This window comes from Streptomyces sp. NPDC008137, from assembly GCF_042957035.1.
Lineage (GTDB): Bacteria > Actinomycetota > Actinomycetes > Streptomycetales > Streptomycetaceae > Streptomyces.
In genome coordinates this window covers 77,408-99,908 of sequence record NZ_JBIBHN010000029.1, presented here as the reverse complement: position 1 = coordinate 99,908, position 22,501 = coordinate 77,408, and the positions used below count along the sequence as shown (strand labels likewise).

The following is a 22,501-nucleotide window of genomic DNA, read 5'->3' as shown; positions in this document are numbered from 1 at the left end:
AGCGGTTCGCGGTAGCGTCGGGGCATGGACGACGCAGTGCCCGAAGCGGCGGCGGTGCGGGAAGACACCGAGCCCGAGTACGACCCAGCCGCCCCCGCGCCCCTGAACGTGCCCCGCACCCCCACGGGCGTCGCCGGCGTGGACGCCTGCCTGGACCGGCTCGGTGACGCGGACCACCTCGCCACGGACGGGCACATCGAGGTGTACGAGGATGTACACCGGGGGCTGCGTGACGCGCTCACCGCGCTCGACGCCCGCCCGGGACCTCCGGCGCCCCCGCCGCAGCACGGACCTAGGAGCTGAACCGAACGTGGCAGGAGTCGCACGCCGCCGTCTCGACGCGGAGCTGGTCCGCCGGAAGCTCGCGCGCTCGCGTGAGCATGCCGGCCAGCTGATCGCCGCAGGGCGCGTCTCCGTCGGCAAGACCGTCGCGACCAAGTCCGCCACACAGGTGGAGACGGCGGCCGCGATCGTGGTGGCCCAGGACGACGGCGACCCCGACTACGTGTCCCGGGGCGGCCACAAGCTCGCCGGCGCGCTGGCGGCGTTCGTGCCGCAGGGCCTGGCCGTCGTGGGGCGCAGGGCGCTCGACGCGGGCGCGTCCACCGGCGGTTTCACCGACGTTCTGCTGAGGTCGGGCGCCTCCCACGTCGTCGCCGTGGACGTCGGATACGGACAACTCGCATGGGCCCTCCAGAACGATGAACGCGTCACCGTCAAGGACCGTACGAACGTACGCGAGTTGACGCTTGAAGTGATCGATGGGGAGCCTGTGGATCTTGTCGTGGGGGATCTGTCCTTCATCCCGCTCGGGCTGGTCCTGCCCGCCCTGGTGCGGTGCGTGAAACCGGACGCCGATCTGGTGATGATGGTCAAGCCGCAGTTCGAGGTGGGCAAGGAACGCCTCGGCAGCGGGGGAGTCGTACGCAGCGTCCAGCTGCGGGCCGAAGCGGTGCGGGGGGTGGCCGAGAAGGCCTGGGGACTGGGGCTCGGGGTGAAGGGCGTGACGGCCAGTCCGCTGCCCGGGCCGTCGGGGAATGTCGAATACTTTCTGTGGCTGCGGGCCGGGGCACCGGAACTGGACCCGGCCGATGTCGACCGTGCAGTGGCGGAGGGGCCGCGTTGACCGAGAACCGAGCTCGTACTGTTTTCCTGCTCGCCCACACGGGGCGCCCCGCCGCCGTGCGCAGCGCCGAACTCGTGGTGAGGGGGCTGCTGCGCTCCGGCCTCGGCGTGCGCGTCCTGGCCGCCGAGGCGCGTGACCTGCCGCTGCCGGACGAGGTGGAGCTGGTCAAGGAAGCCACCCCGCAGTGCCTCGACGGGTGCGAGCTGCTCATAGTGCTGGGCGGCGACGGCACGCTGCTGCGCGGCGCCGAGTTCGCGCGGGCCTCGGGCGTGCCGATGCTCGGCGTCAACCTCGGACGCGTCGGGTTCCTCGCGGAGGCCGAGCGCGACGACCTGGACAAGGTCGTCGACCGGGTGGTGACCAAGGCGTACGAGGTCGAGGAGCGGATGACCGTCGACGTCGTGGTGCACCGCAACGGCGACATCGTGCACACGGACTGGGCGCTGAACGAGGCGGCGGTGCAGAAGGTGTCCGCCGAGCGGATGCTGGAGATCGTCCTCGAGATCGACGGGCGGCCCGTCACGGGGTTCGGCTGTGACGGGATCGTGTGCGCGACGCCCACGGGGTCGACCGCCTACGCCTTCTCGGCCGGCGGGCCGGTGGTGTGGCCTGAGGTCGAGGCGTTGCTGATGGTGCCGATCAGCGCGCACGCGCTGTTCGCGAAGCCGCTGGTGACATCGCCGGATTCTGTGTTGGCTGTGGAGGTTCTGCCACACATTCCGCCGGGGGTGCTGTGGTGTGACGGGCGGCGGACCGTCGAGTTGCCCGCGGGGGCCAGGGTGGAGGTTCGGCGGGGGGCTGTGCCGGTTCGGCTGGCCCGGCTGCACCATGCGTCCTTTACCGACCGGTTGGTGGCCAAGTTCGCGCTGCCTGTTTCCGGGTGGCGGGGGGCTCCTCACTAGCGGTTTGTGGGGGGTGGCACCGGCTTCGTCGGCGGGTGCGGGTTCGTTGTGGCTGGTAGCGCAGTTCCCCGCGCCCCCAAAAAACCGGGCGTTGCCACTCTCGTGGGTGACAGGGGCGGGCCAGTCGCAATCCCTGGCTCGGACCTCGTAAGGTCGTGTCCGTGTTGGAGGAGATGCGGATACGGTCGCTCGGCGTGATCGACGACGCCGTGGTCGAGCTGTCGCCCGGGTTCACTGCTGTCACCGGTGAGACGGGTGCGGGCAAGACCATGGTGGTCACCAGCCTGGGGTTGCTGCTGGGCGGGCGCGCCGACCCGGCGCTCGTGCGGATCGGGGCCGGGAAGGCGGTCGTGGAGGGGCGGATCACCGTCCCCGACGACGCCACGGCCGCCGTACGCGCCGAGGAGGCCGGGGCCGAGCTCGACGACGGTGCCCTGCTGATCAGCCGTACCGTTTCCGCCGAGGGGCGCTCGCGGGCGCACCTCGGCGGGCGCAGCGTGCCCGTGGGGGTGCTCGCCGAGCTCGCCGACGAGCTGGTGGCCGTGCACGGGCAGACCGACCAGCAGGGGCTGCTCAAGCAGTCCCGGCAGCGGCAGGCGCTCGACCGGTACGCGGGCGACGCCGTCGCCGTGCCGCTGGCCAAGTACGGCGAGGCGTACAAGCGGCTGCGGGCCGCCTCCGTCGAGCTGGACGAGATCACCACGCGCGCGCGTGAGCGGGCCCAGGAGGCCGACATGCTGCGCTACGGGCTCGACGAGGTCGCCGCCGTCGAGCCCCGGGCCGGTGAGGACGTGGAACTGGCCGAGGAGGCCGAGCGGCTGGGGCACGCCGAGGCGCTGGCCGCCGCCGCGGCGGCCGCCCACGCGGCGCTGGCGGGCAATCCGGAGGACCCCGAGGGCGTCGACGCCGGGACGCTCGTCGCGGGCGGCCAGCGGGCCCTTGACGCCGTACGGTCGTACGACCCCGCGCTGGCGGCGCTCGCCGACCGCATCGGGGAGATCGGGATCCTGCTGCGCGACGCGGCGGGGGACCTCGCCGGGTACGCCGACGATCTGGAGGCCGATCCGCTGCGGCTGTCGGCCGTCGAGGAGCGGCGGGCCGCGCTCACCGGGCTGACCCGGAAATACGGCGAGGACATCGCCACCGTGCTGGCCTGGGCCGAGAAGAGTGCCGCCCGGCTGACCGAACTCGACGGCGACGACGAGCGGATCGGGGAGCTGACTGCCGAGCGGGACGCGCTGCGGTCCGAACTGGGCGGGCTCGCACAGGCGCTGACGGACGCGCGGACGGAGGCCGCCGAGCGGTTCGCCGCCGCCGTGACCGCCGAGCTGGCCTCGCTCGCCATGCCGCACGCGCGCGTGTCCTTCGACATCCGGCAGACCGAGGACCCGGAGGGCGTCGAGGTCGGCGGACGCGCGGTCGCCTACGGGCCCGCGGGGGCCGACGAGGTCGAGCTGCTGCTGGCCCCGCACCCGGGCGCGCCGCCGCGGCCGATCGCCAAGGGGGCGTCCGGTGGTGAGCTGTCGCGCGTGATGCTGGCCGTGGAGGTCGTGTTCGCGGGAACGGATCCCGTGCCGACGTATCTCTTCGACGAGGTCGACGCCGGTGTCGGCGGCAAGGCGGCGGTCGAGATCGGCCGGCGGCTGGCGCGTCTGGCGAAGACCGCGCAGGTCGTGGTCGTGACCCACCTTCCGCAGGTGGCGGCCTTCGCCGACCGGCAGTTGCTGGTGGAGAAGACCAACGACGGCTCGGTCACCCGTTCCGGTGTGAAGGTGCTGGAGGGGGAGGACCGGGTCCGGGAACTGTCCCGCATGCTCGCCGGCCAGGAGGACTCCGAGACGGCCCGGGCGCATGCGGAGGAGTTGCTGGCGACGGCTCGGGCGGACATGTAGCGGGAGGGCGCACTGGCGTTCGGTCGCATGGTCGGGCGCGCGTGCCCCATCTTCACTCGTGTGGGTGACCCGGCCCGGCGCATTCCTCCCGGTGCCGAGCCCCACTGTCGCGCCCATGGGGTTCCGGCGTTCCCGGAACCCCCGTGTGTCCTGGCATCCTTGGCGGAGTACGCGCAGGATCCGCGCGGTGCGTTCCCCGCGCTCGTTCGTTCTGTACGTTCGTCGTGACCGCCCGACCCGAACCAGGAGCCCGGCCCCACGTGACCCCCGTGAGCAGCCACTCACCGCCTGGCCAGTCGCCGCTGCGCACCGTGCAGGTGCTGGGCGGAGGCAATGCCGCCAGCAGCGCGCATGTGAGATCGCTGGCCGCGGGGCTCGTCGCGAGGGGCGTGAAAGTCACGGTGTGCGCCCCCTATGAGGCGGATCGCGCCTATGACTTCAGCGGCGTCGGGGCTGATCACGTGCACGTTCCGCGCAGCAGCGACCCGGTGTCGGTGGCGGCACTGCGGGCGGCCTGCGCCAACGCCGATCTGGTGCACGCGCACGGGCTGCACGCCTCGTTCCGTACCGTGCTCGCCCTCAGTGGGCGGCGCGTGGGTACTCCGCTGGTCGTGACGTGGCACGACCGGGCGCACGCCGACGGTGCGCGTGCCCATCTGCTGCGGGTGCTGGAGCGGCGGGTCGTGAAGGCGGCCAGCGTCGTGCTGGGGACGACCTCGGCGCTCGTCGACCGGGCGAGGCGGACGGGCGCCCGGGACGCCCGGCTCGCGGCCGTCGCGCTGCCCGGCCCCCGCAGGCCCGTGGAGCCCGACGACCCCGACGGTCTGCGCCCCAAGGTGAGGGCCGAACTCGGCGCCATCGGGCGGCCGTTGCTGATGGCCGTCGGCTCCCTGGAGCGGCATCGCGGGTACGACGTGCTGCTGGACGCCGCGCGCGCCTGGCGCCGGCTCGACCCCGTCCCGCTGGTCGTGATCGCCGGGGAAGGGCCGCTGCGCGGCGAACTCCAGGAGCGGATCGAGGGCGAGGGCCTGCCCGTCCGGCTCATCGGACGACGCGACGACATCACCGACCTGCTCGCCGCCGCCGACCTCGCCCTGCTCCCGAGCCGTTGGCAGGAGTCACGCTCCGTCCTCGCCCAGGAGGCCCTCCACGCGCGTGTGCCGCTCGTCGCGACCGACGTCGGCGGCATTCCCGAACTCGTCGGCGACGCGGCCGAAATCGTCCCGCACGGGAACGCCGAGGCGCTCGCCGGCTCCGTCGTACGCCTGCTCGGCGACCCGGAGCGCCGGGAGTCACTGCGGGAGAAGGGCGCCCGGCAGGCGGCCACCTGGCCGAGCGAGGACGAGACAGTCGCCCAAGTGCTCAGCGTCTACGACGAGTTGACCCAGCCTCGCCCCCTCACATGAGGTCACCTGAGGTTCTGGGAGACGTGCCTGCGGGCCCGCAGCGCCAGGCTCAGTGCCAGTACCGTCTGCGGGTCGTCGAGGTCGGTGCCCAGCAACTCCCCGATGCGTGCCAGACGGTTGTACAGCGTCTGCCGGTTCAGATGGAGCTCCCGGGCGGTCTCCGCCTTGCGTCCCGCGTGGGCGAGGTACGTCGCCAGGGTGGGCAGCAGCGGCGGCCGGGAGCGGCGGTCGTGCTCCAGCAGCGGGCCGAGCGCCCGGTCGACGAACGCGGCCAGGTCGGGATGGTCGCGCAGCCGCCACAGCAGCAGGTCGATGTCCAGCCGGCGTGCGTCGTACCAGGGCCGGTCCGGCAGGCCCTGGGCCGCGGTCGCCGTCTCCGCCGCGTGGCGCAGACCCGACGCCGCCGCCGTCCAACCGCCGGCCACCCCCACGACCACCACCGGCGGCTGCCCGCCCGGCCGCAGCATCCCGGCCCGCTCCACCCCGGCCCGCAGCGCCGCCGCGACCCGGTCCGCGACCGCCGGCCGCTCCGACTCCGCACGCAGCCCGAGCAGCACCGGCACCCGGCCCTCCACCGGCCGCACGCCGAGCAGTACCGGAACGCCCACCGACGCCAGCTCCTCGGCGACCGCCCGGGCCAGCACGGCCCAGCCGCCCCCCGGGGACAAGGCGTCGCCGAGCCGCATGACCATCGGCAGCAGCGGGCCCTCGCCCGGCCGGAAACCCAGTACACGTGCCTGCGCCGGGGCATCTTCCGGTGTGACCCGGCCCTCGGCGAGGTCGGTGAGGAAGTCGCCGCGCCCGCGTGCCGCCAGCTCCTCCTCCTGCCGTGCCTGCATCAGCACCACGGCCAGGATGCCCGCGGCCCGCTCGGCCGCCATCCGGTGCACGGGCGCGAGGGAAGTCCGCACCGGTAGCAGGACGAGACGCGCGCGGACGCCACCGCTGCCGGGCCCGCCGCCCGGTACGTCCACCAGCACCGAGCCCGCGAGCGGTGGCTCGTCCTTGTGCTGGCCGCGCAGCCCCTCCCACACCTGAAGCGGGTCCGCGCCCTCGGGGCCGGCCCCGGCGGCGTACAGCAACTGTCCGTCCGCCGTCTCCAGGAACACGGGATTGCCGCCGAAGTCCGCCAGAATGCCCAGCACTTGGGGCACACCCCCGCCGCCCAGGAGGGCCTCGGTACACCGCCGGTGCACCTCCTCGGCGCGCTGGAGCAGGGCGTAGTGACCGTTGACGATCTCGGTGTGGACCTCCTCCGTGACCGTGACGAACGGCACCTCGCGATGCAGCTGGACCAGCGGCAGCCCGGCCGACCGGGCCGTGTCGACGAGGGCGGCGGGCAGTCGTGCGAAGCGCGGGCCGAGCTCCACCACCAGGGCCGCGATACCGCGCTCGGCCAGTGTGCGTACGAACGCCCGCTGTTCGGCCGGGCGGGTGCCGAGGCCGTAGCCCGTGGTCAGCAGCAGTTCGCCGCCCTTGAGCAGCGAGGCGATGTGCGGCACCTCACCGGCGTGCACCCAGCGCACCGACCGCCCGAGCCGGTCGGCGCCCGCCAGCACCTCGGGCAGCCCGCTGCGCAGCCCCGGCAGCTCCAGCGCCCGCTGCACGGTGATCCCGGCGCCCTGCGTGTCGTGACCGCTGTCCGTCCCGCTGTCCATGTGCCGGACGCTACCCGCGTGGATGCCTGACGGACATCTCCGGCGGGGCACGGAGTCGATCACGCCCCGGATTACGGCGTGATCGCCCGGGTACGGGCGCTGTCATGGACATCAGCGTGGTGGCAGTGGGGCGGGAGGACGACAGTCCGGTCGAGGAGCCGTTGCGGGTCGCGATGCTCGCCGACCGGCTCGGGTACCGGGAGGTGTGGGCGGGCGAGGGTCCCACGTGGGACTCGTTCGTCCTGGCGACGGCGATCGGCGCCGCCACCGAGCAGGCCGTGCTGACGGCCGGTCCCGTGCCGGTGTCGGTGCGCGACCCGCTCACCATCGTCCGGGGCGCCGCGTCCGCCGCGGCCGTCACCGGCCGGCCCGTCGGTGTGGCCCTCGGCACGTCCAGCAAGCGGGTCGTCGAGGGCGTGCACGGCCGGCCGCGGACCCGGCCCGCCGCCGCCCTGGAGGAGTCGGCGGCGGCCGTGCGCGGGCTGTGGGACAGCGTGCCGGGCGAGCCGATCGTGCCCGGCAGCGGCTTCCCGCGCCGGCTGCCGCCGTCCGGGGGCGAGGTCACCGTCGCCGCGTTCGGCGAGCGCGCGATCGGCACCGCCGTCGCGCACGCCGACCGGATGCTGCTCGACATCGTCTCGCCGGAACAGGTCCGCGTCCTGCGGGCGCGCATGCTCGCGGCCGCCGAGCGGGCGGGCCGTACGCCGCCCCGGCTGGCCGCCTGGCTGCCCGCCGCCGTGGACCCGGAGCCGGAGTCGCTCACGCAGGTCCTGCGCAGCGTCGTCGGCTATCTCGCCGTGCCGGGCTACAGCGACATGTTCGTCGAGGCGGGACTTGCCGAGGTCGTCGAACTGGCCGCCAAGGGCGCCGACCGGGAGACCCTGCTGCGGGCCCTGCCGCCCGAGGCCGCGGACACGGTCGCCCTCGTCGGCGACCCCGGCACCGTCCGCGCTCGTATCGACGCCTACGCCGAGGCAGGCCTGGACGAGATAGCCCTGGTCCCGGCCACGGCGGGCGACCCGGCTGGGGAGCGCACCCTCACGGCCCTCAGGCCGGCATGACGCGGCGCGCCACCCTCGGCACACGAGGCGGCGCGCCCATCCGCTGTCCGCGTCCCGGCCCGGTCAGCCGCCGTACGCGCCCGAGGCCGTCAGACGCAGCGCCGTGTCGATCAGCGGCACGTGGCTGAAGGCCTGCGGAAAGTTGCCCACCTGGCGCTGCAGGCGCGGGTCCCACTCCTCGGCCAGCAGACCGAGATCGTTGCGCAGGGACAGCAGCTTCTCGAACAGCTTGCGGGCCTCGTCCACGCGGCCGATCATCGCCAGGTCGTCGGCCATCCAGAACGAGCAGGCCAGGAACGCGCCCTCGTCGCCGGGCAGACCGTCGACGTTCTCGTCGCCGCTGGTGGTCGGGTAGCGCAGGATGAAACCGTCCGACGTGGACAGCTCACGCTGGATCGCCTCGATCGTGCCGATGACCCGCTTGTCGTCCGGCGGCAGGAAGCCCATCTGCGGGATCAGCAGCAGCGAGGCGTCCAGCTCCTTCGAGCCGTACGACTGCGTGAAGGTGTTGCGTTCCTTGTCGTACCCCTTCTCGCACACGTCCCGGTGGATGTCGTCGCGCAGTTCCTTCCACCGCTCCAGCGGGCCGTCGGCGTCGCCGGACTCGATCAGCTTGATCGTGCGGTCGACGGCGACCCAGGCCATCACCTTGGAGTGCACGAAGTGGCGGCGCGGGCCGCGCACCTCCCAGATGCCCTCGTCCGGCTCCTGCCAGTGGTCCTCCAGGTAGCGGATCAGCTTCAGCTGGAGCAGCGAGGCGTAGTCGTTGCGCGCGAGACCCGTCATATGGGCCAGGTGCAGCGCCTCGGTGACCTCGCCGTACACGTCCAGCTGGAGCTGGTGGGCCGCGCCGTTGCCGACGCGGACCGGGGCGGAGTTCTCGTAGCCCGGCAGCCAGTCCAGCTCCGCCTCGCCCAGCTCGCGCTCGCCGGCGATGCCGTACATGATCTGCAGGTTCTCCGGGTCGCCCGCGACCGCCCTGAGCAGCCACTCGCGCCAGGCGCGGGCCTCCTCGCGGTAGCCGGTGCGCAGCAGCGAGGACAGCGTGATCGCCGCGTCGCGCAGCCAGGTGTAGCGGTAGTCCCAGTTGCGGACGCCGCCGATGTCCTCCGGCAGGGAGGTGGTGGGCGCGGCGACGATGCCGCCGGTCGGGGCGTACGTCAGGGCCTTCAGCGTGATCAGCGAGCGGATCACGGCCTCGCGGTAGGGGCCGTGGTAGGTGCAGTGGTCGACCCACTCGCGCCAGAAGTCCTCCGTCGCCTCCAGCGACTGCTCCGGCTCGGGCAGCGGCGGCGGCTCCTTGTGCGAGGGCTGCCAGGAGATCGTGAACGCGATCCGGTCCCCCGGGGCGACCGTGAAGTCCGAGTACGTCGTCAGAGACTTGCCGTAGGTCTCGGCGGATGTGTCGAACCACACGGAGTCGGGGCCCGCCACGGCCACCGTGCGCCCGTCGTGCTTGTGCACCCACGGCACCACCCGGCCGTAGGAGAACCGCATCCTCAGCGCCGAGCGCATCGGCACACGGCCCGAGACGCCCTCGACGATCCGGATCAGCTGCGGGGCGCCGTCACGCGGCGGCATGAAATCGGTCACCCGGACCGTGCCCCGCTGGGTGTCCCACTCGGATTCCAGGACCAGCGAGTCACCGCGGTAGCTGCGCCGGGCGGCGGTGGGCGGCTGCTGGTCGGAGGCGTACGCGGGGCCGAGCCGCCAGAAGCCGTGCTCCTCGGTGCCCAGCAGGCCGGCGAAGATGGCGTGCGAGTCGAAGCGGGGCAGGCACAGCCAGTCGACCGTCCCGTCCCGGCAGACCAGGGCAGCGGTCTGCATGTCTCCGATGAGTGCGTAATCTTCGATGCGCCCGGCCACGTGCAACTCCAGTCGAACGGCCACGTCACCCCACGAGGGGGCTGTCGCTAGTGCGGTCAAGGGGGGTTTTCAGCAGTCCTGCAATGCGTCGTTGAGTCCTGAAGCAAAACAGTTCACTCAGCTGCGACGCAAAGCGCCAATTGTTGCTCAACGAACTGACGAGCTCACGTTGTTCCGGTGCTTACGGGCGGGGGGTGGTGCCGTTGGGCCGGCGGGCTCGGCAGCGAGTGTCCGAGCAGGATACGACGCACGCAGATGATCTGTGTGCCGCTCCGGGCAAGGCAGGTACGCCGAACGAGTGAGCAGCGGGTGAGAGACCGGTAACGATGATCGCCTCCGTGTCGGCGCGTGTGCGGAGCGTGGCCGGAAGCCATCGCCTCGCGGCGCTGATACGCTGGTAGCCCGTGGACCGGTGGGCGTCTGACCCCCGAACCGCACCTCCAGATCGCGACCACGGGAGCCCCCTCTTGGCCATGCCCAATTCCACGACGACCAAGCACATCTTCGTCACCGGGGGTGTCGCCTCCTCGCTCGGCAAGGGCCTGACGGCCTCCAGCCTCGGCATGCTGCTCAAGGCCCGCGGTCTGCGCGTCGTGATGCAGAAGCTCGACCCTTACCTGAACGTGGACCCGGGGACGATGAACCCCTTCCAGCACGGTGAGGTGTTCGTCACGAACGACGGCGCCGAGACCGACCTGGACATCGGCCACTACGAGCGCTTCCTCGACCGTGACCTGGACGGCTCCGCCAACGTCACCACCGGTCAGGTGTACAACACCGTGATCGCCAAGGAGCGGCGCGGCGAGTACCTGGGTGACACCGTGCAGGTCATCCCGCACATCACCAACGAGATCAAGCACCGCATCCGCCGCATGGCGACGGACGAGGTCGACGTCGTGATCACCGAGGTCGGCGGCACGGTCGGCGACATCGAGTCGCTGCCGTTCCTGGAGACCGTCCGCCAGGTCCGTCACGAGGTCGGCCGTGACAACGTCTTCGTCGTCCATATCTCGCTCCTGCCCTACATCGGCCCCTCGGGTGAGTTGAAGACGAAGCCCACCCAGCACTCGGTTGCGGCTCTGCGCAACATCGGTATCCAGCCGGACGCGATCGTGCTGCGCTGCGACCGCGAGGTGCCCACCGCGATCAAGCGGAAGATCTCGCTGATGTGCGACGTCGACGAGGCCGCCGTCGTCGCCTGCCCCGACGCCCGCTCGATCTACGACATCCCGAAGACCGTGCACGGCGAGGGCCTGGACGCCTATGTCGTCCGCAAGCTGGACCTGCCGTTCCGCGACGTCGACTGGACCACCTGGGACGACCTGCTCGACCGCGTCCACAACCCCGACCACGAGATCACCCTCGCCCTGGTCGGCAAGTACATCGACCTGCCCGACGCCTATCTTTCGGTCACCGAGGCGCTGCGGGCCGGCGGCTTCGCCAACCGGGCCCGCGTGAAGATCAAGTGGGTCACCTCCGACGACTGCAAGACCCCGGCGGGCGCGGCCCAGCAGCTCGGCGACGTCGACGGCGTCTGCATCCCCGGGGGCTTCGGCGATCGCGGCGTGCTCGGCAAGGTCGGAGCGATCAAGTACGCCCGCGAGAACAAGATCCCGCTGCTCGGCCTCTGCCTCGGTCTGCAGTGCATCGTGATCGAGGCCGCGCGCAACCTGGTCGACATCCAGGACGCCAACTCCACCGAGTTCGACCCGGCCACCGGCCACCCCGTCATCTCCACCATGGCCGAGCAGCTCGACATCGTCGCCGGTGAGGGCGACATGGGCGGCACGATGCGGCTGGGCATGTACCCGGCGAAGCTGGCCGAGGGCTCCATCGTGCGCGAGGTGTACGACGGCAAGGAGTACGTCGAGGAGCGGCACCGTCACCGGTACGAGGTGAACAACTCCTACCGGGCCGAGCTGGAGAAGAAGGCGGGTATCCAGTTCTCCGGCACCTCCCCGGACGGCAAGCTCGTCGAGTACGTCGAGTACCCGCGCGACGTCCACCCGTACCTGGTCGCCACCCAGGCGCACCCGGAGCTGCGCTCGCGCCCGACGCGCCCGCACCCGCTGTTCGCCGGGCTCGTCAAGGCCTCGGTCGAGCGGAAGACTTCGAAGTAACACACCAGTTGTACGGTGGCCGGGGTGCATCCCTTCAAAGGGTGTGCACCCCGGTTTCTTTTCAGCAGGTCGGGACGGGTACGTGGAAGGACAGGCATGACGATCAAGGACACCCCGGAGGAGTGGGAGGTCCGGGCGACGGACACCCCCTTCGTCGGCAACAAGACCTCCGTCCGCACCGACGACGTGGTCATGCCCGACGGCACCGTGGTCGGCCGTGACTACCAGGTGCACCCCGGCTCCGTGGCCGTCCTCGCCCTCGACGAGGCCGACCGCGTCCTGGTCCTGCGCCAGTACCGTCACCCCGTGCGCCACAAGCTGTGGGAGATCCCGGCCGGTCTGCTCGACGTCCCCGGCGAGAACCCGCTGCACGCGGCGCAGCGCGAGCTGTACGAGGAGGCGCACGTCAAGGCCGAGGACTGGCGGGTGCTGACCGACGTCTACACCACCCCCGGCGGCTGCGACGAGGCCGTACGGATCTTCCTCGCCCGCGATCTGTCCGAGGCCGAGGGCGAGCGTTTCGCGGTCGAGGAGGAAGAGGCCGACATGGAACTGGACCGGGTCCCGGTCGAGGACCTCGTGCGGGGCGTGCTGAACGGCGAACTTCACAACAACTGCCTCGTGGTGGGCGTGCTGTCCCTGGTCGCCGCGCGTTCGGGGGACGGCCTGGACGCGCTGCGCCCGGCTCAGGCGCCGTGGCCGGCGCGGCCGTTCGAGGCGTAGTCGCTCCGCTGGGGGTGGTGTCGGCAGGTGGGTGCCGCGGCGGTCGTCTGTCGGGTGCGGCGCCGTTGTGGCTGGTCGCGCAGTTCCCCGCGCCCCTGTCGGGCGCGACGTCCTGCTGTCGGTCCTAAGATCTGCTGATCCGATCGGGGGAAGTGGTCGTCCCGCTCGCCGTGCTCCACCCGGGACGTTGCAGAGCGTGAACTAGGCTCTGAGGCACGCCCGAACCGGATTCCCGGCGGGCTTGCGTGCGTGGGACGGGAGTGTGGCCCGTGACGGATCAGGTCGTGGAGACAGGCGACGTGCGGCTGACCGGACACGCTGCCGGCGAGAGTCAGTTCCTGGGCCGCACGCGGGAGTTGAAGGAGCTGCGCGCCGACATCGAGCGCGCGGGCCTGGACACCCTCGCCGGCCGCAAACCCCCACGCGCGCGTGTGCTGCTCATCGCCGGCCGGCCCGGCTCCGGACGCACCGCACTCGCCGAGGAACTCGCGCACCAGGTCGCGGACCGTTACCCGGACGGGGTATTGCGTGCCCGCCTGACCGACCCGGACGGCACCCCCGTACCCGTCGAACGCGCGGCCCGCGATCTGCTCGCCGCCCTGGATCGACAGGCCCCGGCCGGGGCCTGCGGCGACGACCTCACCGACTCCCTGCGCGGCGCCCTGGCCGACCGCCGCGCCCTGCTCCTGCTGGACGACGCGGCCGACGCCGAGCAGGTCGACGCCCTGCTGCCCGACAGCCCGGACTGCCTGGTCGTCGCCGTCTCCGAAGGCCCGCTGACCGGCATCCCGGACGTCCGCCCCTGCACGCTGGGCGGCCTGGACGCCAAGTCCGGGGTGGAGCTGCTGTCCCGGCACACCGGCTCGGTCCGCATCACCGTCGACCCCCGGGCCGCCGAGGGCCTGGCCGAGGAGTGCCAGGGGCAGCCCGCCGCGCTGATGCTGGCGGGCGGCTGGCTCGCGGCCCGCCCCAAGGCGGCCGTCCTGGACCTCGCCAAGCAACTGCGCACCGAACCCGCCGAGGGAACCGCCCTGAGCCGGGTCTTCCGCCTCGCCCACGACGCCCTGCCCGCCACCGCCGCGCGGATGCTGCGCCTGCTCGCCCTCGCCCCGGCCGGACTGGTCGACCCGCAGACCGCCTCCGCGCTCGTCGGCTGCTCGGTCGACAGCGCCCGCACCACCCTGGACGACCTCGTCTCCCTCGGCTTCCTGCACGCGGTGGACTCGCCGCTGCGCCAGTACGAGGTCCCCGGCTGTCTGCACCCGATGCTCCGCGTCCTCGCCGGGCACCACGAGCGGCCGGCCGACCTCCAGGTGGCCCGTGCCCGGATGCTGGAGCGGACGGTACGGCTGCTCCAGGTCTGCCGCGCCATCACCGAGACCGACAGTCCCCAGGCACGCCAGAAACTCCTCGACCTGCCGCGCGCCCTGCGCTTTCCCACCCCCAGGGCGGCCGCCGACTGGCTGCGCCTGACCCGGCCCGCCCTGCTGGCCTCGGCCCGGCTGGCGGTCGGCGACGGGGAGCTGGACACCCTGGCCCGGCGGCTGATGTCCCAGCTGGTGCGGGCGATGGTGGCGCACGTCGGTACGCAGGCGGCCGCGCCCGACCTCTATGAGATCCACAACCTGGTTCTCGCTGTGGCCGAGCGCCGCGAGCTGCCCCGCGAGCGGGCCGCCGCCCTGCTCAACCTCGGCGATCTCGACGCCAGGTCCGGTCGCACGGCCGACGCGCTGGTGCGCTACCGGGCCGCGCTGGACGCCGGACGCGAGGTCGACGACCCGTACGCGGCCGGGCGCGCGATGGAATCCGTAGGCGGCGCGCACCTGGAGCTCGGCGACTACGACCGGGCCGCCGACTGGTTCGGCCGGGCCCTGGCCGAGCGGCTGGCCCGGGGCGAGCGCGCCGACGCCGCCCGGCTGTACGGGCGGATCGCAGCCGCCCACACCTTCGCGGGACGCTACGGCGAGGCCCTGCGGAACTGGCGCGCGGCGATCTCCGGGCACCGCAAGCTCGGCGACGTGGCCGCCCAGGCACGGGCCCTGAGCGAGCTGGCGCGGGTCCAGGAGTACGCCGGCCGCCCCGACGAGTCGCTGCGCACCTGCCGGGAGGCCGTGGAATGGGCGCGGCGGGCCGAGGACACGCGGCTGCAGGCCGCGCTGCACCTGCGGGTCGCCGACACGCTCGAACACCTCGGCGACCCCGCTTCGGCCGGGCTGCACCGGGGCGCCGCCGAGCGGCTCCTCGGAGACATAAACCAGGAAGACGACCCTGGCGCCTGCGAAATCCGTACCGCATCAGCTGAAGATTGATGTAATGAAAGGCTAGACAGCGGGAACACCTTCATTAGACTGGCTCTGCCGCACGTTCTCCTGCGGTCTCTCCCGGTGTGCCCGAGCGCGGCCGGGTATGCCTAGTAATGCCCCCATACCCTCTGAGCCAAGGACCGTGATCGACGTGAAGGTCGGCATCCCCCGCGAGGTCAAGAACAACGAGTTCCGGGTGGCCATCACCCCGGCCGGCGTGCACGAGCTGGTGCGTCATGGCCACCAGGTCGTCATCGAGCGCGGCGCCGGCGCCGGCTCCTCGATCCTGGACGCCGAGTACGTCACCGCCGGCGCCCGGATCCTGGACACCGCCGACGAGGTGTGGGCCGCCGCCGACCTGCTGCTGAAGGTCAAGGAGCCCATCGCCGAGGAGTACCACCGCCTCCGCAAGGACCAGACGCTCTTCACCTACCTGCACCTCGCCGCCTCCAAGGAGTGCACGGACGCCCTCCTGCAGTCCGGCACCACGGCGATCGCGTACGAGACGGTCGAACTGCCCAGCCGCGCGCTCCCGCTGCTCGCCCCGATGTCCGAGGTCGCGGGCCGGCTGGCCCCGCAGGTCGGCGCTTACCACCTGATGCGCGCCAACGGCGGCCGGGGTGTGCTGCCCGGCGGTGTCCCCGGCGTCCTGGCCGGCCGGGCCGTCGTCATCGGCGGCGGTGTCTCGGGCTGGCAGGCCGCCCAGATCGCCATCGGCATGGGCTTCCACGTGACCCTGCTCGACAAGGACGTCAACAAGCTCCGCGAGGCGGACAAGATCTTCGGCACGAAGATCCAGACCGTCGTCTCCAACACCTTCGAGCTGGAGAAGGCCTGCCTGGAGGCCGACCTCGTCATCGGCGCGGTGCTGATCCCCGGCGCCAAGGCCCCGAAGCTGGTCACCAACGAGCTCGTCTCGCGGATGAAGCCCGGAAGTGTCCTTGTCGACATCGCGATCGACCAGGGCGGCTGCTTCGAGGACTCCCGCCCGACCACCCACGCCGAGCCGACCTTCCCGGTCCACAACTCGGTCTTCTACTGCGTCGCCAACATGCCCGGCGCGGTGCCCAACACCTCCACCTACGCGCTGACCAACGCCACGCTGCCGTACATCGTGGAGCTCGCCAACCACGGCTGGGCGCAGGCGCTGCGCCGCGACCCGGCGCTGGCCCGGGGTCTCAACACGCATGACGGCAAGGTCGTTTACCGCGAGGTCGCCGAGGCCCACGGCGTGGAGCACGTGGAGCTGGCCTCGCTGCTCGTCTGAGCCCGACGGCCCCGGCGGCCGGTAAGTCGGCTAAGTCATCAACCCGTAAAGGCGATACGTCAACACAGGCCGTCAACGCCGCGCACCCGGCCGGACCTTGCCCGACAAGGTCCGGCCGGATGTGTGTATGGTCACTTCGCGCTTCTCGAGCAACTCGCCTCGAACGTAACCCTTCAACCGATTCGCACACCGGTGAAACCTGCCGTGCGACGGCCGTACGCCCTTGACAGCGGGATGTTTCATTGCCGACACATCGGGCCGGGTCCGGCGGATTGTGTTGCTGCGGACGCCCGACACGCCATAGAGTCGCCAACCGTCGGCATGGTGCCACGCTGACCTGTCTAGAAGTTTCCTGGTCACCAAGGAGGTAAGACGACTTGTGAATGAGTCGACATTTACTCCCGGGGGTGGCCAACCAGGAATGCCTGCACGGGACCAGGAGCCCGCGGGATTCGCGGCTGTCGGCTCCGTCGCTGTGCGCACCTTCGCAGCCCACCAGAGTCAGCAGGCGACTCACACAGCACACCAGAAGATGGATGGCCATCACGTGAACGCCATGGCCGGCGGCGGAAGTGGCGCGCCCCACAACCAACTCGCCGACTACGACGAACTGCCCGAGGGGCACTTCTACGACCCCGACGCGGAGTACGAGCCCGACCCCGAGTACGCGGCCACTCTCGCACCCGACGCGGCCAGACAGCGCCGGGAGCGCATCGGTCCGACCGGGCGTCCGCTGCCGTACTTCCCGATCCCGGGCCCGCTGGGCGACCACGGACCCGCGAAGATCATCGCGATGTGCAACCAGAAGGGCGGCGTCGGCAAGACGACGTCGACCATCAACCTGGGTGCCGCGCTCGCGGAGTACGGACGCCGGGTCCTGCTCGTGGACTTCGACCCGCAGGGCGCGCTGTCGGTCGGTCTCGGCGTCAACCCGATGGAACTCGACCTCACCGTCTACAACCTGCTCATGGAGCGGGGCATGGCGGCCGACGAGGTGCTGCTGAAGACGGCGGTCCCCAACATGGACCTGCTGCCCAGCAACATCGACCTGTCGGCGGCCGAGGTCCAGCTGGTCTCCGAGGTCGCCCGCGAGTCGACACTGCAGCGCGCCCTGAAGCCGCTGCTGCCCGACTACGACTTCATCGTCATCGACTGCCAGCCCTCGCTCGGCCTGCTCACGGTGAACGCCCTGACGGCCGCGCACAAGGTGATAGTGCCTCTGGAGTGCGAGTTCTTCGCGCTGCGTGGTGTGGCCCTGCTGACGGAGACCATCGAGAAGGTCCAGGAACGGCTCAACCCGGAGCTGGAGCTCGACGGGATCCTCGCCACGATGTACGACTCGCGCACCGTGCACAGCCGTGAGGTGCTCGCGCGTGTCGTCGAGGCGTTCGACGACCACGTCTACCACACGGTCATCGGGCGCACGGTCCGCTTCCCGGAGACCACGGTCGCCGGCGAGCCGATCACCACGTACGCCTCCAACTCCGTCGGCGCCGCCGCCTATCGCCAGCTCGCCAGGGAGGTGCTCGCCCGGTGTCACGCCGAGTGAGTCTGCCGGGGGCCGACGAACTCTTCCGTACGACAGGGGGGATGGGGCTGCAGTCGTCCTCGCCCAGACGCCAGGTCAACGGCGACGCCCGGGTGCCCGCTCCCGCGGGTGAGGGCGACGCCGCGGCAGGCGCGGAGGACGCGCCGCAGTCGGTGCCCGCGCAGGGCGGCGACGGCGAGGGCGCCGAGCACGTGGCGACGGACGCGGAGCCGGCCGATGCCGGGGAGTCCCGCAGCCGCTCCGCGGCCGCGGAGCGCTCCGGCTCCGGGCGGCGCCAGGCGGTGCAGGAAGGTTCTGCCGACGCGTCCGCGGGCGCGGCGTCCCGCAAGCGCGGACGGCCGGCCGCACGCCGCCCCAGCGGCCGTGAGCGGCACGACGAGAAGATCACCGTGTACGTGTCCGCCGAGGAACTCATGGACCTGGAGCACGCCCGTCTCGTGCTCCGCGGCGAGCACGGCCTGGCGGTCGACCGGGGCCGCATCGTCCGCGAGGCGGTCGCCGTGGTCCTCGCCGACCTGGAGACCCGCGGGGACGCCAGCATCCTCGTACGACGTCTGCGCGGGCGGTAACGGTAGCCTGCGGGGGCTATGACCTCGAACGCTTCCCCGCCACCCGCCGACGGCCCGACCGGCCGTCGGCGCGCGTTGGGGCGAGGCCCGGGCGCTCCGCGCGTGGAGCCGGAACCGCCTTCGGAGGCGGCGTGGGCCGAGGCAGCGCCGCCTGAGCCCATGGCACCGGCCGAGCCCACAGAGGCGGAGGCCCCGGAGCCGGCGGCCGAGCCGGTGCCGCCCGGCGAATCGCCGAAACCCGATGCGCCGGTGGCGACCGTCGAGTCGACGCGGTCCGTTGAGCCGGTGGCGACCATCGAGCCGGACGCGGGGCCCGGGAGCCCGGGAGACGCCGGTGACGGGGTCTTCAAGGTCCGGCTCGCCAACTTCGAGGGCCCCTTCGATCTGCTGCTGCAGCTGATCTCCCGGCACAAGCTGGACGTCACCGAGGTCGCGCTGTCGAAGGTGACCGATGAGTTCATGGCGTACATCCGGGCGCTGGGGCCGGACTGGGACCTGGACGAGACGACCGAGTTCCTCGTCGTCGCGGCCACGCTGCTCGATCTGAAGGCGGCCCGGCTGCTGCCCGCCGCCGAGGTGGAGGACGAGGGCGACCTGGCGCTGCTCGAAGCCCGGGACCTGCTCTTCGCCCGGCTGCTCCAGTACCGCGCGTACAAGCGGATCGCGGACATCTTCAGCGGGCGGCTCGACGACGAGGCCCGGCGCTATCCGCGGACCGTCGGGCTCGAACCGCAGCATGCCGAGTTGCTGCCCGAGGTCGTCATCAGCATCGGGGCGGAAGGGTTCGCCAAGCTCGCCGTGAAGGCGATGCAGCCCAAACCCAGGCCGCAGGTCTACGTCGACCACATCCACGCCCCGCTGGTCAGCGTGCAGGAGCAGGCCCAGATCGTCGTGGCCCGGCTCAGGGAACTCGGCGAGGTCGGCTTCCGGGCGCTCGTCGAGGACACCGACGACACCCTCACCGTCGTGGCCCGCTTCCTCGCACTCCTGGAGCTGTACCGCGAGAAGGCCGTGGAGCTGGAGCAGGAGACCGCGCTGGGCGAGCTGCTCGTGCGGTGGACCGGCGGGGACGGGGACGAGACACCGACCGTCACCGACGAGTTCGACCGGCCGCCCGAGCCGCCGAAGGAGGAGAAACAGGCGTGAGCGAAGACATCAGCGAGCTCCCGGCCGGACCGCGTACCGTCGCCGGCCTCGACCTCAAGCCCGCTCTGGAGGCCGTTCTGATGGTCGTGGACGAGCCCGCGACCGAGGAACATCTCGCGAAGATCCTCGACCGGCCGCGCCGCCAGATCACGGACGCGCTGCGCGAGCTGGCCGACGAGTACACCGTCCAGGGGCGCGGCTTCGAACTGCGGTTCGTCGCGAACGGCTGGCGTTTCTACACCCGCGCCGAGTACGCGCCCGCCGTCGAGCGCTTCGTGCTGGACGGCCAGCAGGCCCGCCTCACCCAGGCCGCCCTGGAGACCCTGGCCGTCGTCGCGTACCGGCAGCCGGTCAGCCGCAGCCGGGTCTCGGCCGTGCGCGGAGTCAACTGCGACGGCGTCATGCGCACCCTCCTGCAACGGGGTCTCGTCGAGGAGGCGGGCACGGAACCCGAAACAGGTGCGATCCTGTACACGACGACGAACTACTTCCTGGAGCGGATGGGCCTGCGCGGTCTGGACGAGCTCCCGGAGCTCGCGCCCTTCCTCCCGGAGGCGGAGGCGATCGAGGCCGAGACCCAGGAGGGCGTACCGTCGTTCGACCCGGACGCGCCTGATGACGACGTGCCGGGCCGCCCGGTGAACCCGGGTACCGACGACGAAGACGACCAGACGGAACTTTGATGCGAAGCAACAGCGGCAGGAACAGCAGCGGAAACAACGGCGGGAGCCGTGGTGGCAACAGCGGCGGCCGCGGCGGGAGTGGTGGTGGTCGCGGCAACTTCCGCGGCGCCGGCAACAACCGCGACGACAAGCAGGACAGTGGCCGTCCGAAGAAGCCGCGCCCGGAGGAGCGCCGCTACGACGTGGGCCCCGGGGCGACGAAGGACGGGCCCAAGTCCGGGCGCGGCGGCGCGGCCCGCGGCGGCGCCAAGGGCGGTCCCAAGCAGCCCCAGCAGCGTGGGCGTACGGCTCCTGCGCGCCCTCGTGAGTTCGAGGCGCAGATCGAGGAGCGCAACCGCGACCGGTACGCCGGGAAGAAGGACGTCAAGCTGCCCAAGACCTTCCCGGGCGCCGAGCAGGAGGGCGAGCGGCTCCAGAAGGTGCTCGCCCGCGCGGGCTTCGGCTCCCGGCGCGCCTGCGAGGAGCTGATCGAGGAGGCCCGGGTCGAGATCAACGGCGAGATCGTCCTGGAGCAGGGGCGGCGCGTCGACCCGGAGAAGGACGAGATCAAGGTCGACGGGCTGACCGTCGCCACGCAGAGCTACCAGTTCTTCTCGCTGAACAAGCCCGCCGGTGTCGTGTCGACGATGGAGGACCCGGAGGGCCGGCAGTGCCTCGGTGACTACGTCACCAACCGCGAGACCCGGCTCTTCCACGTCGGCCGGCTCGACACCGAGACCGAGGGCGTCATCCTGCTCACCAACCACGGCGAGCTGGCCCACCGGCTGACCCACCCGAAGTACGGCGTGAAGAAGACCTACCTCGCGCACATCGTCGGCCCCATCCCGCGCGACCTGGGCAAGCAGCTCAAGGACGGCATCCAGCTGGAGGACGGCTACGCGCGCGCGGACCACTTCCGGGTCGTCCAGCAGACCGGCAAGAACTACCTCGTCGAGGTCACCCTCCACGAGGGCCGCAAGCACATCGTGCGCCGGATGCTCGCGGAGGCCGGTTTCCCGGTCGACAAGCTGGTGCGGGTCGCCTTCGGCCCGATCACCCTGGGCGACCAGAAGTCGGGCTGGCTGCGCCGGTTGTCCAACACGGAGGTGGGGATGCTGATGCAGGAAGTCGATCTCTAGGCACAGCGCCGATCTCCCAGTGTTTTGTGTTCCCCGCGCCCGATGGGCGCGGGGAACTGTACGTGACCGGCCGGAAGGAACAACCCCGCATGACCCCCCTCGTCCACAAGCAAGCCGCCACCGGAACGCTCACCGGCCTCGCCCTCGGCGACGCGCTGGGCTATCCGACCGAGTTCAGCCTGGTGGACAGGATCATCGCCAGATTCGGTCCGTGGCGGCAGATGGAGCTGCCGACGCCCGCGCTCGTCACCGACGACACGCAGATGACACTGGCGCTCGGGAAGGGCGTACGTACGGCGATGGACCGGGGCGTGCTGGAGCCCGAGGGGATGGCCGAGGCCGTGCGGCAGGAGTTCATCGCCTGGAACCGCTCGCCCGAGAACAACCGCGCCCCCGGCAACACCTGTCTGCGGGCCTGCCGCCTGCTGGAACTCACGGACCGCCCCTGGCAGGACGCCAGCCAGATCCAGTCCAAGGGCTGCGGCGCCAACATGCGCGTCGCGCCGCTGGGTGTGATCCAGGGCCTGAGCGACGAACAGCGCGCGGGCGCCGCCCAGTTGCAGTCCGCCCTCACCCACGGTCACCCCACCGCGCTCGCCGCGTCCGACCTCACCGCGCACGCCGTACGACTGCTCGCGCAGGGCACCGAGCCGGCCGAGCTGCTCGGCCTGCTCCGCTCGTACGCCCTGGAGAACCGCGGCCACTACCACGAGCGCTGGCTCGGCGACCTGTGGAGCCGGGCCAAGGCTCCGACGCCCGAGCGGTTCATCGCGCTCGGCTGGGACGAGTGCCTGGCCATCCTCGACCGGCTCGGGCACGCCGTGCGCACCGTCTCGCCCGAGGACGACCCGTGCCTGGCCACCGGCGAGGGCTGGATCGCCGAGGAGGCCCTGGCGACCGGGCTGCTGTGCTTCCTGCTCTTCCCCGACGAGCCGGTCACCGCCCTGCGCCGCGCCGCCTGCACCGCCGGGGACTCGGACTCGATCGCCTGCCTGGCGGGCGCCTTCGCCGGCGCGCATCTGGGCGCTGAGGCGTGGCCGGCCGAGTGGGCCGACCGCATCGAGTACCGGAGCGACCTGCTCACGCTCGGGGCGCTGTGGGACGCGTGACGG

Annotated in this window: 18 protein-coding genes; 16 read left to right on the top strand and 2 right to left on the bottom strand. The window is 72.0% G+C overall.

From position 1 onward, the window contains the following. Window positions 1-24: 24 nt before the first annotated feature. The 5 genes from ACFZBT_RS32915 (at window position 25) to ACFZBT_RS32895 (ending at window position 5,326) form a co-directional block, all read left to right on the top strand. Window positions 25-303 (top strand): hypothetical protein, encoded by a 279-nt coding sequence (locus tag ACFZBT_RS32915; protein ID WP_391111442.1) that lies wholly within the window; start codon window positions 25-27, stop codon window positions 301-303. A gap of 7 nt (window positions 304-310) precedes the next feature. After that, window positions 311-1,126, top strand: a complete 816-nt coding sequence (locus tag ACFZBT_RS32910; protein WP_391111439.1) for a TlyA family rRNA (cytidine-2'-O)-methyltransferase — start codon at window positions 311-313, stop codon at window positions 1,124-1,126. Next, a complete protein-coding gene (locus ACFZBT_RS32905) occupies window positions 1,123-2,028 on the top strand; it encodes an NAD kinase (RefSeq protein ID WP_391111437.1) in 906 nt (301 codons plus the stop codon). Before ACFZBT_RS32910 ends, ACFZBT_RS32905 begins: the two co-directional genes overlap by 4 nt. Window positions 2,029-2,201: 173 nt before the next feature. Further along, entirely contained in the window at window positions 2,202-3,920 is a 1,719-nt protein-coding gene (recN, locus tag ACFZBT_RS32900) for a DNA repair protein RecN (RefSeq protein WP_391111464.1), read from the top strand. A gap of 260 nt (window positions 3,921-4,180) precedes the next feature. After that, on the top strand, window positions 4,181-5,326 hold the full coding sequence (locus tag ACFZBT_RS32895) for a glycosyltransferase (protein WP_391111434.1): 1,146 nt from the start codon (window positions 4,181-4,183) through the stop codon (window positions 5,324-5,326). Between the two features lie 2 nt (window positions 5,327-5,328). Here the strand turns inward: ACFZBT_RS32895 and ACFZBT_RS32890 are convergent, their stop codons facing one another. Continuing rightward, window positions 5,329-6,984, bottom strand: a complete 1,656-nt coding sequence (locus ACFZBT_RS32890) for a PucR family transcriptional regulator ligand-binding domain-containing protein (RefSeq protein WP_391111431.1) — start codon at window positions 6,982-6,984, stop codon at window positions 5,329-5,331. Between the two features lie 104 nt (window positions 6,985-7,088). Here ACFZBT_RS32890 and ACFZBT_RS32885 point away from each other — a divergent pair, with 104 nt between their 5' ends. Then, window positions 7,089-8,045, top strand: a complete 957-nt coding sequence (locus ACFZBT_RS32885; RefSeq protein WP_391111428.1) for an LLM class F420-dependent oxidoreductase — start codon at window positions 7,089-7,091, stop codon at window positions 8,043-8,045. A gap of 63 nt (window positions 8,046-8,108) precedes the next feature. Here the strand turns inward: ACFZBT_RS32885 and ACFZBT_RS32880 are convergent, their stop codons facing one another. Further along, complete coding sequence (locus ACFZBT_RS32880) at window positions 8,109-9,911, bottom strand: glycoside hydrolase family 15 protein (protein WP_391111425.1); 1,803 nt, start codon at window positions 9,909-9,911, stop codon at window positions 8,109-8,111. 473 nt (window positions 9,912-10,384) lie between these two features. On the opposite strand from ACFZBT_RS32880, the gene ACFZBT_RS32875 reads away from it, so the two are divergent. The 10 genes from ACFZBT_RS32875 (at window position 10,385) to ACFZBT_RS32830 (ending at window position 22,498) form a co-directional block, all read left to right on the top strand. After that, a complete protein-coding gene (locus ACFZBT_RS32875; protein ID WP_391111422.1) occupies window positions 10,385-12,031 on the top strand; it encodes a CTP synthase in 1,647 nt (548 codons plus the stop codon). 96 nt (window positions 12,032-12,127) lie between these two features. Continuing rightward, the gene (locus ACFZBT_RS32870; RefSeq protein ID WP_391111419.1) at window positions 12,128-12,754 is read left to right on the top strand and encodes an NUDIX domain-containing protein; all 627 of its coding nucleotides are present in this window, start codon (window positions 12,128-12,130) and stop codon (window positions 12,752-12,754) included. A gap of 269 nt (window positions 12,755-13,023) precedes the next feature. Further along, window positions 13,024-15,063, top strand: coding sequence for a tetratricopeptide repeat protein (locus tag ACFZBT_RS32865; RefSeq protein WP_391111416.1), 2,040 nt, complete (start codon window positions 13,024-13,026; stop codon window positions 15,061-15,063). Window positions 15,064-15,199: 136 nt separating this feature from the next. Continuing rightward, window positions 15,200-16,324, top strand: a complete 1,125-nt coding sequence (gene ald, locus ACFZBT_RS32860) for an alanine dehydrogenase (RefSeq protein WP_391111414.1) — start codon at window positions 15,200-15,202, stop codon at window positions 16,322-16,324. Window positions 16,325-16,745: 421 nt separating this feature from the next. Beyond that, window positions 16,746-17,873 (top strand): ParA family protein, encoded by a 1,128-nt coding sequence (locus ACFZBT_RS32855; protein ID WP_215122371.1) that lies wholly within the window; start codon window positions 16,746-16,748, stop codon window positions 17,871-17,873. Further along, entirely contained in the window at window positions 17,858-18,442 is a 585-nt protein-coding gene (locus tag ACFZBT_RS32850) for a hypothetical protein (protein ID WP_391111411.1), read from the top strand. Before ACFZBT_RS32855 ends, ACFZBT_RS32850 begins: the two co-directional genes overlap by 16 nt. A gap of 18 nt (window positions 18,443-18,460) precedes the next feature. After that, window positions 18,461-19,588: a segregation/condensation protein A gene (locus ACFZBT_RS32845; RefSeq protein WP_391111409.1), complete on the top strand. Its 1,128-nt coding sequence runs from the start codon at window positions 18,461-18,463 to the stop codon at window positions 19,586-19,588. Beyond that, window positions 19,585-20,271: an SMC-Scp complex subunit ScpB gene (gene scpB / locus ACFZBT_RS32840; RefSeq protein WP_391111406.1), complete on the top strand. Its 687-nt coding sequence runs from the start codon at window positions 19,585-19,587 to the stop codon at window positions 20,269-20,271. Before ACFZBT_RS32845 ends, scpB begins: the two co-directional genes overlap by 4 nt. Continuing rightward, window positions 20,271-21,389 carry a pseudouridine synthase gene (locus tag ACFZBT_RS32835; protein ID WP_391111403.1) on the top strand — a complete coding sequence of 373 codons (1,119 nt, stop codon included), beginning with the start codon at window positions 20,271-20,273 and terminating at the stop codon, window positions 21,387-21,389. The genes scpB and ACFZBT_RS32835 overlap by 1 nt, the downstream gene beginning before the upstream one ends. 89 nt (window positions 21,390-21,478) lie before the next feature. Further along, entirely contained in the window at window positions 21,479-22,498 is a 1,020-nt protein-coding gene (locus tag ACFZBT_RS32830) for an ADP-ribosylglycohydrolase family protein (RefSeq protein WP_391111400.1), read from the top strand. Window positions 22,499-22,501: the final 3 nt, after the last annotated feature.

Bases quoted from the DNA above. Each gene is read 5' to 3' on its own strand.
- ACFZBT_RS32830 (WP_391111400.1), top strand. From the start codon at position 21,479: ATGACCCCCCTCGTCCACAAGCAAGCCGCCACCGGAACGCTCACCGGC.
- recN (WP_391111464.1), top strand. From the start codon at position 2,202: ATGCGGATACGGTCGCTCGGCGTGATCGACGACGCCGTGGTCGAGCTG.
- ACFZBT_RS32835 (WP_391111403.1), top strand. From the start codon at position 20,271: ATGCGAAGCAACAGCGGCAGGAACAGCAGCGGAAACAACGGCGGGAGC.
- ACFZBT_RS32915 (WP_391111442.1), top strand. From the start codon at position 25: ATGGACGACGCAGTGCCCGAAGCGGCGGCGGTGCGGGAAGACACCGAG.
- ACFZBT_RS32890 (WP_391111431.1), bottom strand. From the start codon at position 6,984: ATGGACAGCGGGACGGACAGCGGTCACGACACGCAGGGCGCCGGGATC.
- ACFZBT_RS32885 (WP_391111428.1), top strand. From the start codon at position 7,089: ATGGACATCAGCGTGGTGGCAGTGGGGCGGGAGGACGACAGTCCGGTC.
- ACFZBT_RS32875 (WP_391111422.1), top strand. From the start codon at position 10,385: ATGCCCAATTCCACGACGACCAAGCACATCTTCGTCACCGGGGGTGTC.
- ACFZBT_RS32845 (WP_391111409.1), top strand. From the start codon at position 18,461: ATGACCTCGAACGCTTCCCCGCCACCCGCCGACGGCCCGACCGGCCGT.
- ACFZBT_RS32855 (WP_215122371.1), top strand. From the start codon at position 16,746: ATGCCTGCACGGGACCAGGAGCCCGCGGGATTCGCGGCTGTCGGCTCC.
- ACFZBT_RS32870 (WP_391111419.1), top strand. From the start codon at position 12,128: ATGACGATCAAGGACACCCCGGAGGAGTGGGAGGTCCGGGCGACGGAC.